The sequence below is a fragment of the Streptomyces amritsarensis genome, assembly GCF_001953875.1.
Classification (GTDB): domain Bacteria; phylum Actinomycetota; class Actinomycetes; order Streptomycetales; family Streptomycetaceae; genus Streptomyces; species Streptomyces amritsarensis.
Map to the genome: position 1 here is coordinate 13,930 of NZ_MQUR01000061.1, position 13,523 is coordinate 27,452.

The window sequence follows — 13,523 nt, forward strand, 5'->3', positions numbered from 1 at the left end:
CAGCCGATCACGGACGCCGCTTCGGTGCCTGACGCACCTCACTCCTCTCGGGCTGCGTGCCTGCCGTGGGGGCGGACGAGCAGGTGGCGGGGGTCGGTGGCGCGGGTGATGGCGCTCTCCACGGCGGCCACCCGGTCGGCGAGCAGGCCGAGGGCGGCCACCGCCCGGCTCAGGGGGTCGTCGCCGGTGCCGCCGAGGGCCTGGGTTCGGACGTACGAGGCGGTGATCTCGGCCCAGCGGGCCTTCTGGGCGTCGGTGAGAGCGCCGCGGAGGGAGGCGAGCTTGAGGAGGTTGGCCTCGGCTCCGGTGGTGAGGGTCTGGGCCTCCGCGGTGTAGTGGTCCTCGACCAGCGCGGCCAGTTCCGCTTCGTTCATCGCCGGGGAGATGCGAGCCGCGATCTTGTTCATGTTCCGGTAGGAGCCCTGGAGTTGGAAGGGCGGCTCGGTGCGGCTCACGTCGGTCTGCGCCGCGGACGCGATGTAGGCGTCGTTGACCGCGAGGACGGTCTGCCGGGCGGTGAGCAGGTGGCGCAGGACGGCGAGGATCCGGTCCAGTTCGGCCGGGGCGTAGGGGTGGGTGAGCCGGTCGCGGCGGGCGGTGGGGTCGTCGGCCGCGAGGCGTACGAGCAACTCCAGGTCGGCGCGTTCCCGGGCGGCGAGCGGGGCGAGGACCGGGTTGGAGGTGAGTGCGTTCTCGACGAAGCTGAGGGCGAAGGCGTCCTCCTGGCCTGTCAGGACGTCGCCGAGGTTCCAGACGTCGGCGCGGTTGGCGAGCATGTCGGGGATGCGGAAGCGCTGCCCGGCCTCGGTGTACGGGTTGCCTGCCATGCAGACGGCGAACCGCTTTCCGCGCAGGTCGCGCCCGCCGAGGGTGCGGGTGGCGTCGCACAGCGGAATGAACTTCTGGAGGAGCTCGGGCGAGGTGTGCTGGATGTCGTCGAGGTGGAGCAGGACGTTGTTGCCGGCTGCGAGCGCGAAGGCGATCTTCTCCAGTTCGCGGCGGGCGGCGGCATCCGGGGCCTCGGCCGGGTCGAGGGAGGTGGTGTGGTGCCCGAGAGCCGGTCCGTCCACCTTGACCAGGAGCAGCCCGAGGCGCTCGGCGACGTACTCCAGGAGCGTTGTCTTGCCGTAGCCGGGCGGTGAGACGAGCAGGAGCAAGCCGCTGCTGTCGGTTCGCTTGGCGTCCCCGGCCGCACCGAGCTGCTTGGCGAGGTTGTCACCGATGAGGGGAAGGTAGACCTCGTCGACGAGCCGGTTGCGGACGAAGGAGGACATGACCCGGGGCCGGTACTCCTCGACGCGCAGTTGGGTGTGCATCGACGCGAGGAGGGTGCTGCGGCGCTGCTGGTAGGTGCGAAAGCCCGGGACGGCCTCGGCCGCAAAGTCGGTGGTGCGGGAGAGGAATTCGTGCAGCTGTAGGTTCAGGGAGCGGCCGGTGATCCGCGGGTGGGTGCCGAGCAGCCCGGTGACGGTCGCCGTGGTTTCGCCGGTGACGTCGTAGCGCTCCAGGGAGGGGCACAGTTCGACGGCGGCGGCCTCGGCGATGTGGCCCGCGTCCACGTCCTCGCCGCAGGCCGCCGCGTAGGAGGTGAGCCAGCCCTCGACGAGGTGCCGGCGTACGGGCAGGTCGGGCAGGGATGCCAGGTCCTGGTCGTACGGGGACGCTCCCACGCTGCGGTGGAACTTCTCCAGAAGGGTACGGGCCGGGGCGGACACCGCGAATCCGGCGGGAGCGGAGACCAACTCCTCGAAGAGGTATTCGGCGGCGCGGCCGGCATCGGCCGCACCGTCGGTGAACCGGTCGAGCTCGCAGGCGAGTTCGGCCAGCAGTGCGTCGATGGCGGGGGCGAGCCCGAAGGTCTCGCGGGCCGTCGCCAGGGACACCGCCCGGCGAGCGAAGGTGTCACGGAAACCGTCCGTCGTGCCGTGCGCCCAGAACAGCGTGGCCGCCGCGCGCTCGCGCGGCGGGTAGCGCAGCAGTCCGGCGCTCTCCCAGAGCCGCAGCAGCACGCCCAGGATCGCGGTGGCGTCGTGATCGTGCACTCCCCGCTCGTGGCCTTCGTCGTACGCCGCTTCGACTGCCTGCCGTACGAGGGTGGGCAGGTCGGCGGCGGCGAGGGCATCGGCTCCGTGCTCGGCCAGCAGCCGGGAGGCCGCATACTCGGCCCGGTACACCTGCGGGGACTCGGAGGGCAGCTGCCGGTCCCAGTAGGGCCGGGTGGCGGCGAACTCCGGGTCGGTGACCGGGCTGCGGTAGTCGGTGCCGGTCAGCGCGAAGGCCAAGCCGTCCTGGTGCGGTACGAGGGTCAGCTCGGGGGCCTGGCGGGTGACGGCGAAGCGGTGGCGGCCCAGGCGGATCGTGTCGCCGCCGTCCGTGAACAGCTCATCCCGGTCGCGCAGGGCCCGTCCGGCCTCCTGGCGGGCGGCCAAAAGGCGGCCCTCCAGTTCCTCCGCCCGGACCGGATCGCCGAGCCGGCGCAGCTCGTCGGCGGTGCGGCGGACTTTGGCCGCCATCGGGTCGGAGGCGAAGCAGGTGTTGATCGCGTCCAGGCTCTCCAACCCCGATGCCCGGCGTGTGACGGTCTCCAGGGCCCGGCGCGCGGAGTCGGCGAGGGCTTCGGCGCGCCGGGCGCGGGCATCCCTGAGGGTCTGCTGGCGCGAGGTGAACGCGTCGTGGACCTCGGTCCGCTTCTGGGTGATCTCGGCGAGGAAGCCGTCGTGTTCGGCGAAGCGCGACTCCATGTTCTCCAGTTGGAGCAGCAGCCGGGCGAGCTGGGCCTCGCAGTCCTCGGGCGTGTCGGCTGCGGCCAGGGCGCCGGTGACGGCTTGGCCCAGGAGCGCGAACTCCGCCGCGAACGCGGCCCGGCCCTCCCGGTCGAGGAGTTCTCGGCGGCGGGCGGCGAGGGTGGCGCGGGCCCGGTTCAGGGACCCGAGGACCTCGGCGATCCGCTCCAGGATGGTGGTGCGTACCGTCGCGTCGGCGATGTCCAGGCCCGCGATGATCTCGACGAGGGTCTGGAGGCCGAAGGTCCGCTCAGCCAGCCGCTCCTCGACGGGGGCGGCTGCGACGGCGGTGGTGATGGCCTCGGCGTCGGCGGTGAGCTGTTCTGCCTCGGCGTGGTAGGCGGTGAAGGCGTCCTCGCGGTGCAGGAAGGCGACAGCGCGCCGGGCCGCGGAGGTGATGTCGCCCTCAACGTCCGCGGCCAGGGTCTTGATGCCGTCGGTGTCCGCGTACCGCATTTCCTGGAGGGTGACCACATGCCCTTGTGCCTTGCGCAGTTCGGTGATGCGGTCGATCCACTCCTCGGCGGTGGCCGGGGCCTCGCCGCGGATACGGCGGACCAGCCGTGCGATCGACTGGGCGGATTCGGCGAGGGCTTCGGCAGCCTGCCGGGTGAGGTTCTGGACACTCTCGAATTCCTCCAGCACCTGCGCGGTGGTGGACCGGACCTCGTCCAGGGGCCCGTGCAGATCTCCGGTCTCGGCGTCGCCGAGCCAGGGGAACCGGTCGGCGGCCCGGACGCAGGCGGCGAGCAGCGTCTCGTACACCGCCCCGGAGGATGTGGCTCCGGTCTCTGTGGCCTGCCGGGCGATGGACAGGCAGTCCGCGATGCCCCTGACCAGGTCGGCGTTGCCGATGCGGGCGAGCGGGCCGTTCGAAGAGGAGGAGGCGTAGGTGTCTGAGGTGTAGGGAGTGCGCCAGATCTGCACGGGGTGCACACGGGCGGGCTCCGCGGCCTCGGCGCGCAGGACGACGAGGGTGCCGTCGTCGAACAGGGCGTGGCCGTGGCAGGAGATCGGGGCGGCGACCTCCTTGCGGATCAGGTTGTAGGAGAGCAGCAGGCCGCGCCCCTCGGCGCGGGCGTGGAAGGTGAACAGGACGTCCTCTCCGTTGGGAGAGCGCACGGCCTTGACGAATTCCAGGTCCGTCGTGTCCGCGCCGCTGGTGTCGAAGGTTTTGACGGTTCCCGAGGCGAGGCAGTAGCCGCCGGGGAAGACGATGCCCTCGTCGTCCGGCAGCCGGCGGCAGGACTGTCCGATGCCGTCGAGGCGGACGACGGTGTTCGTGACGGTGTTGAAGACCAGGTGGCGCCTGGTCTCTTCCTTGTAGGGGCGGATCCGGAGCAGGATCAGCGCGCCCACGGTGGCGTAGGCGACCTCGGCGTCGGCCAGGGACTGCAGCGGCTCGTCGACCGGCTCGCGGTGGATGCCTTCACTGGTTTCGGTGTCGTTGTCGGTCTTGACGGTGAGCGCACCGCCGACCGTGGAGACGAAGAGCCGCCCGTCGACGGAGGTGTGGGGGTGGCGGCCCAGGACGTGGTCGTCCCGGGTGGTCTCCCGCCACTCGACGTCGTGGGCGGGCGGGAAGAGGTGGTCGCGCTCGCCCTGGGCGTCCAGGAACCGCGTCTCGCCGGCTGGGGTGAGGGACCAGCGCAGGACGCGGATGTCGTCGGCCTGCTCTCCGGTCCGGAAGACGGCCAGCAGCCTGCCGTCGATGCGGCGGAGCTGGAGCAGGCGCGCACCCTGGTAGTAGCGGTGCAGCGCCCCGAACTCCCGCACGAAGCCCGGATCGTCGAGCAGACCCGGCACCGCGCCGTCCGGAAGGGGGCTCAGGTCGCGGTCGTACAGGGCGAGCACGTCCCCGACGGACCTCTCGCGGCCCTGGCCGGTGGCGCCGTTGAAGCCGAGGAGCAGCACGTCCCCGACGGCGACGATGTCGCGGGGTACGCGGCTGTGCTCGGTGCGGATGCGCTCGGAACCGGAGAGCGTGAGTCCGGCTCCGCCGAACTCGGCGACCCGGGCGGTGTTGAGGGCCTCCGCACGCCGCGCCAGCTCACCGGCCTGCGTCGCCAGCCGGTGGCGCAGCACCTCGTACGTCCCCGCGTCCAACCCCGTCGTCATCTGCTCCAGCTCCCTCGTGTACCAGGTGGTGTGCGGTTGCGGAGCCGCCATCGCCTGCTCGGCGGCTCCGCAACCGGTGACCGCACCCCCGTGGCGGTCAGTTCTTGGCGGTGCCGTTGCGGACGGCGCCCTTGGGCCCGGCGAGTTCGCTCACCGGAAGGTCGGCCAGGCCGAGCTGGCGGGCCTTGGCCATCAGCTCGTCCAGTTGTCCCGAGCCGGTCGGCATGAGCTTCATCAGGAGGGCCGAGACGGTCAGGTTCTGCACGTCGGACGTGGACACCGAGCCCAGGACCGCAGTGAGGTCTTCGGTGAAGGAGGCGGAGCCGTCCAGCCAGGGTCCGGCCAGGGTCTGGGCGGTCTGTGAGTTCTCCATGAACCCGTCCACGGCGCGGCCCATCGACATCGCTCCGACGATCCGGTCGAAGAACGCCGACTCGCCGCCGATGATGCTGATGTCGGCGCTTTCCAGGCCCGTTGCCAGCACCGTGGCCTGCGCCTCGGCGACCTGCCGCCGCATGTCCAGCCCGGCGAGCCGGATCTCCTTCTCCGCCTCCAGCCGCAGCCGGTACTCCTCGTGGGCGCGCGAGGCCTCGTCCAGCGCGGCCATCGCCGCCGCCTTCTCCGTCAGCCCCTCCGCCTCCGCCTTCAGCTTCTCGCCGATCGCGGTCGCCTCGGCGAGCGCCATCTCGCGGGCACCGTCGGCCTCCGCCTTCAGTCGCGCCGCCGTCGCCCCTGCCTCGGCCAAGCCGGCCTTCTCGATCGCGTCCGCCTCCTTCTCCCGTACGGCGACGGCCGCCAGGCCCTCGGCGGCGGCCTCCGCCTGGATGCCCTCGGCGAGGCGGATCTTGGCGCGGGCGTCGAGGTCGGCCCTCTTGTTGCGGGCCTCGGCGAGGGTGAGCTCCTCGGCCGCCCGGTGGACGGCCGCCTGCTCGGCGGCCTCGGCCGCCTTGATGTCCTTGACGAGCTTCTCCTGCGCCTGCGCCTCCGCGGCGATGATCACTGCTTGCCGCTCCCGCTCGGCCTCCTCCACCGTCCGCAGCCGCTTGATGGACTCCTCCTGCTCGGCGACCGTACGGTCCACCGCGATCCGCTCCCGTACGACCTCGGCGATGTCCCGCTTCTCGGTCTCGACCTCCTTGTCGGCGGCGATCCGGGTCAAGGAGGTCTCCCGCTCCCGGGCGATGACCTCCAGCAGGCGGTCCTTCTCGATCCGTTCGTTCTCGATGGCGATGACCCGCTCGCGGTTCTTCTGCGCCACGGCCACCTCGCGGGCCTGGTTCTCGCGCTGGATGCCGAGCTGCTCCTCCGTCTTGAGGAAGGCGCTCTGGGCGCGCAGCCGCTCCTCCTCCACCACCCGGGCGGTCTCGGCCTCCTCCCGGGCCCGCACCGTCTCGATCTCGCGGCGCTGCCTGCTCTCCGCGTCGGCCTGTCGGCGCTCCAGCTCCAAGATGGCCTCCCGGGCGTCGACGTTCTGCCGGGTGAGCTCCTTCTGCTCGTGCTGGCGGAACTCGTTGGTGCGCACGCTCTCGACCGCCGTCAGCTCGGTGATCTTCCGGATGCCCTGGGCGTCCAGGATGTTGCCGGCGTCGAGCTGGGAGAGCGGCGTCTGCTCCAGGTAGTCGATCGCCGCGTCCTCCAGGCTGTAGCCGTTCAGATCGGTACCGATGACGTTGATGATCCGGTCCCGCAGCTCGTCGCGCATCGTGTAGAGGTCGGTGAAGTCGAGCTGCTTGCCGACCGTCTTGAGCGCCTCCGAGAACTTGGCGTTGAACAGCTCCTGCAGGGTCTCCTTGTCCGAAGCCCGCTGGGTGCCGATGGCCTGGGCGACCTTGATGACGTCCTCGACGGTCTTGTTGACACGGACGAAGAACGAGATCCGGATGTCGGCGCGGATGTTGTCCTTGCAGATCAGGCCGTCACGGCCGGTGCGGGAGATCTCGATGGTCTTCACCGAGATGTCCATGATCTCGGCTTTGTGCAGCACGGGCAGGACGACCTGACCGGTGAAGGTCACGTCGACCTTCCGCATCTTCGAGACGATCAGCGCCTTGCCCTGCTCGACCTTGCGGAACAGCCGGGTCAGTACGAGCAGGACGGCGACGACGAGAACGAGTACGACGATGACGAGCACGGCAAGGCCCGCCGAGATGGCATCCATGAGAAATCCCCACGTGAGGAGTCGGGCTGAGAGCCCGTGAAGGACTGGGTCAGGCGGCGGATCAGCCGCGCGGGTCGAGCGCCTGGTCGAACGGCGCGACCCAGAAGAACTCGCCGGCGTCGTCGTACGCGTAGAGCAGCGCGGTGCTGCCGTATACGAGCGGATCACTGCCGTGCTGGCGGACCTGGACGATCGCGGTGGCGCCGTCCGCTGCCGTGACCTCGGCCTGACCGAAGCCGGCGTCCACCCGCCCCGTGCGGATGACGCAGGTCTGACCGACGAAGTCCAGCCGGGACGGCCCGGGTTCATCAGGAAAGAGCTTGGCCAGGGGCCGTACGAGGCGTCGCGTCACGAGCCATGACAGGCACATCGAGGCGAACAGCACGGCGGCGCCGAGGAAATGGACCAGGGCACCGGGCCATCCCGTACGGGCGAGAAGCACGGAGCCGGTAAGGCTGGTGAACCAGGCCAGGCTGATCAGCAGCGAGGCCGACACCGTGACAGGCACCCCACCGATACCGAGGGCAACGCTGCCGGAATCGGCACCGACGCCGTCGTGATCGGCGGCCCCGCACAGCACGAGCAGCCAGAACCCGAGGACACCGACCAAGGCGGCTGTGAACAGCACGGTGGGGAAACCCAGTGCGGCTCTCATGAACTCGTCCACGCCTCCCCCTCGCTTCCGGCACCCGGCATCAGGTGCGTGGGCCGTCGCGGCCTCGGCTCATCCTGCCCGGCCGCATGCCCCTCGCACATTGCCGATCACCGGCAGTCTTTACGCCTCTTTGACGCCGCGCAGGGGTCGACAGCCGGAATTGGAGTTACTCTCTAACTTAAGTTAGTCACTAACGAAAGGTGCCGCTATGCGCTCGCCGACGGTTGCGGTGGTCGGCGCCGGGCCGACGGGGCTGGCAACGGCCTGCGGACTGCGCGCGGCGGGAGTCTTCGTCCGCGTCCTGGACCGGGCGGCTGGGCCGGCGGCGACCTCGCGGGCCCTGGGCCTTCAGCCTCGCGGGGCGGAGGTGCTGGACCGCCTCGGGGCGCTCGGCGACCTGCCCGAGCGATCGGTCCACATCGCCCACGTCGTCACGCACGTCGACGGCAGGCCCCTGGCGAGGCTCCGGGTGGGACAGCGCACGAAGCTGGTGACCAGGCCCGGCTTGCTCATGTCCCAGGCGGAGGTCGAGGCTCGGCTGCGGGACCGGCTGGCCGGACTCGGCGTCGACGTCGAATGGGGCCGGGAACTGCTGGACGTGCGGCAGGAATCGGACCGGGTCGTCCTCAGCCTCGGCGACGGCGAGGAGCAGGCCGACTGGCTGCTGGGATGCGACGGCGCGCACAGCCGCGTACGCAAGGCCGCCGGGATCGGCTTCCCAGGTGTTCCCGTCGTCGAGCGCTTCCTGCTGGCCGATGTGACGGCCCGTCTGCCGATCCCCGCAGACACGGTCGCGGTCTGGCTGCGCGGGGACACGATGCTCGGGGCGTTTCCGCTGCCGGGGCAGGACGTGTGGCGCCTGATGGCGCCCGCACCGGCCGGTTCCGCCGACGACCCGGTCGAGACGCTGACGGAGCTTCTCCGACGCGAGGCGGGCATGGCCCGCAGTGCCGTGCGCGAGATCCTCTGGACCTCCACGTTCCGCATTCATCGACGCCTCGCCTCGTCCTACCGTCACGGCCGGATCCTGCTCGCCGGCGACGCCGCGCACATCCACAGCCCCTTCGGCGGCCAGGGCATGAACACCGGCCTGGGCGACGCGGAGAACCTGGCCTGGAAGCTGGCCCTGGTCGCCGCAGGGCGGTCTTCCGACAGCCTGCTCGACACCTACGAGGCCGAGCGCAGGCCCATCGCCCGCGAGGTGCTGGCATCCACCACCGCGATGACCGGCATGCTCCTCGGACGAACCGCGTGGGCGCGGGCCATGCGTGATCACGTCCTCGTCCCCCTGCTCGACCGGCCCGCCGTCCAACGCCGGCTCTGGGAGAAGTCCTCCCAACTGACCCTCACCTACCGCAAAGGCCCCCTCGGCACCGGCGGTCAGCTCCCCCGCTCGGCCCCGCGCCCCGGCGACCGGGTACCCGACCGCGCCTGCGTCCGCCAGGACGGCACCCCCGCCCGCCTGTACGAGGAACTGCGCACGGGCTGGGCCCTGCTCACACCCGCGGCGGTACCTGCGGCCCTTGAGGCCGTCGCCGTGCGGCACCTCGGCGTCGGTGGCCTGACCACGCTCACCACGCCGGAAAGCGGGCAGCACGGCCTGCTGGTGCGCCCTGACGCCCACCTGGCATGGCGCGGAACCTCGCCGACCGACCTGGACAGGGCGCTGGCACGCATACTCGGGGACGGCACAATGCAGTGAGCGAGCACCGAGAACGCCCGGAGGCGGCAGATCCATGAGTACGCCCACACCGGCCCCCGGACTGCGCGAACGCAAGAAGGCGCAGACCCGCCGGACGATCCAGGAGGAGGCGCTGCGCCTGTTCCTGGCCAAGGGGTACCAGAACACCACCGTCGAAGAGATCTCGGCGGCCGCCGGGGTCTCCCACATGACGTTCTTCCGCCACTTCCCCACCAAGGAAGCCGTCGTGGAGTCCGACGACTACGACCCGCTGATCGCCCGCCTCATCCAGGAACGACCGCCGCACGAGGACAGCCTCACCGCCCTCCGCAACGCCCTCGGCCGGGGACTGGAGGCGGTGTACGCCACCGGCAAGGACGCCCTGCTGGCCCGCACCCGGCTCATCTTCGAGACACCGGCGCTCCGCGCCCGAACCTGGGACAACCAGTACGCCACCCAGCAGCTGTTCGTCGAGGCCCTCAGGTCACGCACCCCCGACGAGAGCGCCCTCTCGACCCGGGTCGTGGCGGCGGCCGCACTCGGCGCCGTGACCGCGGCCCTCGCCGCCTGGGTGGAAAGCGACGGCGACCTCGATCTCCCCTCCCTGGTCGACGAGGCGTTCCGTGCCCTGCGCCCATTCTGAGAGGTGCCGTCCAGGGTGCCCCACCCTGGGTGCCCGCAGGCCGGCGTGGCCAAGAAGGCTCACACGGTGCTGATGAAGGAGCAGACGGAGACCGGCAGCAACAGCGTCCACTGCGGCAGTCGGAGCAGCGGCCGGGGCCAGCTCGCGGTGAGGGTGACGGCCAGGAACGCGAGCGTGTAGGCGAGGTACTGGGCGGCGATGAACAGCACCAGCGCCGTACTCGGTGCGCGCGTCCAGGCCATGGCCAGCAGCGCAAAGGCGCTGAGCAGCAGGTCGGCGGTGACCAGGTGCCATACCGCGTGAAGGGTGCGTCGGGGTTCCGCGTCCAGAGGGCCGGCCAGGAGCGGGTGGACGACGCTGCGGCCGCCTGCGCCGATGTGGATGACCGCGGTGGCCGTCGCGAGACCTCCGGCGGTCAGGAGCCAGCCGTTCACCGGACCTCGATTCCCTTGACGATCATCGCCGCGATCCGCGCGGCCAGATCCGGGTCCGGCTGTTCGCCCATGATGCCCAGGTGGAAGAAGACAGCCCCGGCCAGCGTGTCCAGCGCAAGGTCGGCGGGGACACCCGAGTCCGTCTCGCCCCGCCGGGCGGCCCGGTCGAACACGGCGACCAGCCGCTCCTTGGCGGGGGCGAGGAACCGGGATCGGATGGCCGCACGCAGCTCGGGTACGGCAGCGAAGTCGGCGAGCAGCCCGGGCAGGGCCGCGGCGGCAGCGGGCTCGGAAAATTCCTCGACGAGGGACTGGACCACCGCAGTGAGGTCGCCTTCCAACGTCCCCGTGTCGGGGAGGTCGGCGGTGTCGGCGGTGGTGAACACCGTCTCGTAGACCAGCTCCGCCTTGCCGGACCACCGCCGGTAGATGGTGTCTTTGCCGACGCCCGCCCGGGTGGCGACCGCACCGATGGACATCGCCGCGTACCCGCTCTCGGCCAGCAGTGCAGCGACCGCATCGGCGATCGCGGCATCCGACCGCGCATCTCTGGGACGCCCTCGCCTTGCTGAAGAGGAAATCATGACCCTTATTTATCATACGGGTCGACTCGTATGGAATATGGGGGATGCGCCCGCAGGGGGTGAGGGCGAGGTCGGCTGCTTTCCGGGGCAGGGAGTTCGGCCTCCGGAAGGGCGTGGGCGTGGACCTCGGCGATGCCGAGGGCATCGGCCAGGACTTGGGCGGTCTCGGGTGCGTCGCCGGTGAGCAGGACGACGCGTTGGCCGCCGATGTCGCGTAGTCGCCGGATGACGGTGCCGGCGCCTGCGCCTGCGCCTGCGCCTGCGCGGACACCGTCGGAGACACCGAGGAGGCCGATGACGTAGGCGTCGTGGGCACGGCAACAGATGGCCGGCGCTCACCGCCAGGGCGAGCAGCAGCCGGGAGCAGCCGAGGAGAGCGGCGGTGAAGTCCCGCGGATCGGCGCCGAGCAGGGCTACGAGGAGCGCGCCGAGTACGGCGACCCCCAGGGCACTCGCGAGCTGGTTCGCGGTCAGTACCAGTCCCGATCCCGCCCCGGCGCCTCCTCGGCGGACGGTGGCCAGGACCACCCCGATCAGCGGCGCCGAGACGATCCCGCCGACGAGGAGCACGCGGCTGCCGTACCGGGCGGTGAGCCGGCGGCTGGCCAGTGACGCACCAGCGAACGCGACGCCCGAGGCTAGTGGCGACAGGTGCAGGCCGGCGTGGAACAAGAGCGCGGCGGGACGAGCGGCGCTCCGCCGGCGCTCTCCCGCCGACGCTCCACTCGCCACAACGCGACCAGGGCCAGGGCCGACGCCGCGAAGGCCGGCCAGACCCAGACGGGCCAGCCGTCGGCGCCGCCCCGGATCAGCGGGAAGATCAGCGGCGTCATGGCGGCCGCGGTCAGCAGCAGGCCCCGGATGTCCAGGGGCTCCGCTCGGCCAGCCCCTGCCGGGGCAGCGTGGCGGATGCGCATCTCGCGTCCAGGTCACGCTGGATGGACGGGGCGGCGACGTTGACGATCAGCACGTCCAGGATGCCTGTGAACGCCGCCAGCAGCAGGACGGCCGGCGCCCCGTGTCGCCGAGGGCCGGGCGGCGGCCCGGCGGGGACTTCCGTCACGGTGCGCGCCTCATCCGATCCATCGGACCCGCTCACACGCGTGCGAGGCGCAGCGGTACGACGTGCCAGTGGGTTTCGACCGCCTCCGGGTCCGCGGCGACGCGAGAGCGCATCCCGACGGCGAACGCCTCCGCCACGGCGTCGGCCTCGGCGGGGGCACGGCCCGGATCCAGCACGCTGAACAAGGAGGGTTGGAACGCGGCCTGGAAGAAGGCTGTCACCTGCTCGGCGAAACCCTTGACGTCCCCTGTCTCCCGGAGTCGGTCGAGGAGGAGGTCGGGCAGCACCACGAGGTCGTACTCCTCGACCCGCAGGGCCTGTGCCAGCGGCCCCTCCCGGAGAGGGGCGAGGAACTCCTCCCTGGTCCGGTTCCAGGTCGGAATCGTCATCCTCGCGTACTCGGCCGGCGTGATCAGGCCCTGGCGTACCACGTCGGCCAGCACGGCCTCGGCGGCGTCCATCAGGCCGTCGGCCCCGCTGGAACCGTCGTCGGCTGCCGCCCCGCCCAGGACGACGAGCTGCCCGCCGGAGCGCAGCTCCCGGGCCCGGTGGGCGAGGAAGGTCTCCCAGTCGGACCGGGACTGCTCCTTCAGGGCGCGGCGTGCGCTACCGGTGGCCCGCGAGCAGTAGATGTGACCGGGGATGGGTCCGGGCACCCGCGACAGCCAGTGCACGGCGATGGCGCTCCAGGCCAGGTGCAGCTCCGCGGCCGGGAAGAGCGGCTCGTAGAAGGAACGGGCCTCGGCCTGGGCGAAGACCTGTGGCAGCTTCGCGTAGGAGCCGGGCGTCTCCATGATCGTCGCGAGCAGGGCGTTGAAGTCGTTCGCGGGGATATCGGTGTGGACCACCGTCACCGGGGTTTCCTCACCGGTACGCCCGCGGATCCCGTCCACCACGGCACGCATCGGGTCCAGGGAGTTGGAGCCGGCTGCGGCGCCCAGATCCGCCACCCGAAAGGGCGTGCCGTCCTCCGGCAGGACCACCGCGTCCACGGCCCGCTGCAGCAAGGGCAGCCCGAAGTCGCCGGCGCGGTGCTGGACCCGGGAATGGCGGGCGTAGCCCTGGCCCATGGCGCCCTCGGCGCTGCGAGGGAAGGCCGATCCGCTCATCGAGACCTCGCTGAACGACAGTCGGGGGCACCCCCTCCGACCACCATAGCCGCGGCCTGTGGAGCCGCCACCGCTGTCCTGCCGGCCGCACGGAAGTGGCCCTCTGGTCCATGGCGGACCTGGCGTGCCGGGCAGTTCCGGAGAGCCGGCTCCACTTCTTTGCCGTTGCGGGGCCGTCACGGCCACAGGGTGCTCGTAGGTGAAGGAGGGCGCTGCGGCCGCGTGAGGCCCACCCACGTGTCCCGGGCAGGTGAAGGGCATGCGAGACCTACGGGGCCTGGCCTCGAACCGGGAG

The 13,523-nt window shown here is 71.5% G+C and carries 10 protein-coding genes; 3 read left to right on the forward strand and 7 right to left on the reverse strand.

The window, feature by feature from the left end; translation table 11 throughout:
- Window positions 1–38 precede the first annotated feature (38 nt).
- The 3 genes from AVW11_RS23580 to AVW11_RS23590 form a co-directional block, all read right to left on the reverse strand.
- On the reverse strand, window positions 39–4,901 hold the full coding sequence (locus AVW11_RS23580; protein ID WP_076045784.1) for a DNA repair ATPase: 4,863 nt from the start codon (window positions 4,899–4,901) through the stop codon (window positions 39–41).
- 97 nt (window positions 4,902–4,998) lie between these two features.
- Entirely contained in the window at window positions 4,999–7,059 is a 2,061-nt protein-coding gene (locus AVW11_RS23585) for a flotillin family protein (RefSeq protein ID WP_076045748.1), read from the reverse strand.
- A 61-nt stretch (window positions 7,060–7,120) separates the two neighbouring features.
- Window positions 7,121–7,726: a hypothetical protein gene (locus tag AVW11_RS23590; protein ID WP_060177331.1), complete on the reverse strand. Its 606-nt coding sequence runs from the start codon at window positions 7,724–7,726 to the stop codon at window positions 7,121–7,123.
- A gap of 196 nt (window positions 7,727–7,922) precedes the next feature.
- Between AVW11_RS23590 and AVW11_RS23595 the strand changes: the two genes are divergently transcribed.
- Window positions 7,923–9,416 carry an FAD-dependent monooxygenase gene (locus AVW11_RS23595; RefSeq protein WP_076045750.1) on the forward strand — a complete coding sequence of 498 codons (1,494 nt, stop codon included), beginning with the start codon at window positions 7,923–7,925 and terminating at the stop codon, window positions 9,414–9,416.
- A gap of 34 nt (window positions 9,417–9,450) precedes the next feature.
- Complete coding sequence (locus AVW11_RS23600) at window positions 9,451–10,038, forward strand: TetR/AcrR family transcriptional regulator (protein WP_076045752.1); 588 nt, start codon at window positions 9,451–9,453, stop codon at window positions 10,036–10,038.
- Between the two features lie 59 nt (window positions 10,039–10,097).
- Here AVW11_RS23600 and AVW11_RS23605 read toward each other — a convergent pair whose 3' ends face one another.
- Both AVW11_RS23605 and AVW11_RS23610 read right to left on the reverse strand, forming a co-directional pair.
- On the reverse strand, window positions 10,098–10,472 hold the full coding sequence (locus AVW11_RS23605; protein WP_076045754.1) for a hypothetical protein: 375 nt from the start codon (window positions 10,470–10,472) through the stop codon (window positions 10,098–10,100).
- A complete protein-coding gene (locus AVW11_RS23610; protein ID WP_076045756.1) occupies window positions 10,469–11,056 on the reverse strand; it encodes a TetR/AcrR family transcriptional regulator in 588 nt (195 codons plus the stop codon). The genes AVW11_RS23605 and AVW11_RS23610 overlap by 4 nt, the downstream gene beginning before the upstream one ends.
- A 324-nt stretch (window positions 11,057–11,380) precedes the next feature.
- On the opposite strand from AVW11_RS23610, the gene AVW11_RS23615 reads away from it, so the two are divergent.
- A complete protein-coding gene (locus tag AVW11_RS23615; RefSeq protein WP_076045758.1) occupies window positions 11,381–11,668 on the forward strand; it encodes a hypothetical protein in 288 nt (95 codons plus the stop codon).
- Between the two features lie 232 nt (window positions 11,669–11,900).
- Here the strand turns inward: AVW11_RS23615 and AVW11_RS37175 are convergent, their stop codons facing one another.
- The gene (locus tag AVW11_RS37175) at window positions 11,901–12,119 is read right to left on the reverse strand and encodes a multidrug efflux MFS transporter (protein WP_143568883.1); all 219 of its coding nucleotides are present in this window, start codon (window positions 12,117–12,119) and stop codon (window positions 11,901–11,903) included.
- 32 nt (window positions 12,120–12,151) lie between these two features.
- The gene (locus AVW11_RS23625) at window positions 12,152–13,228 is read right to left on the reverse strand and encodes a class I SAM-dependent methyltransferase (protein WP_076045762.1); all 1,077 of its coding nucleotides are present in this window, start codon (window positions 13,226–13,228) and stop codon (window positions 12,152–12,154) included.
- Window positions 13,229–13,523: the final 295 nt, after the last annotated feature.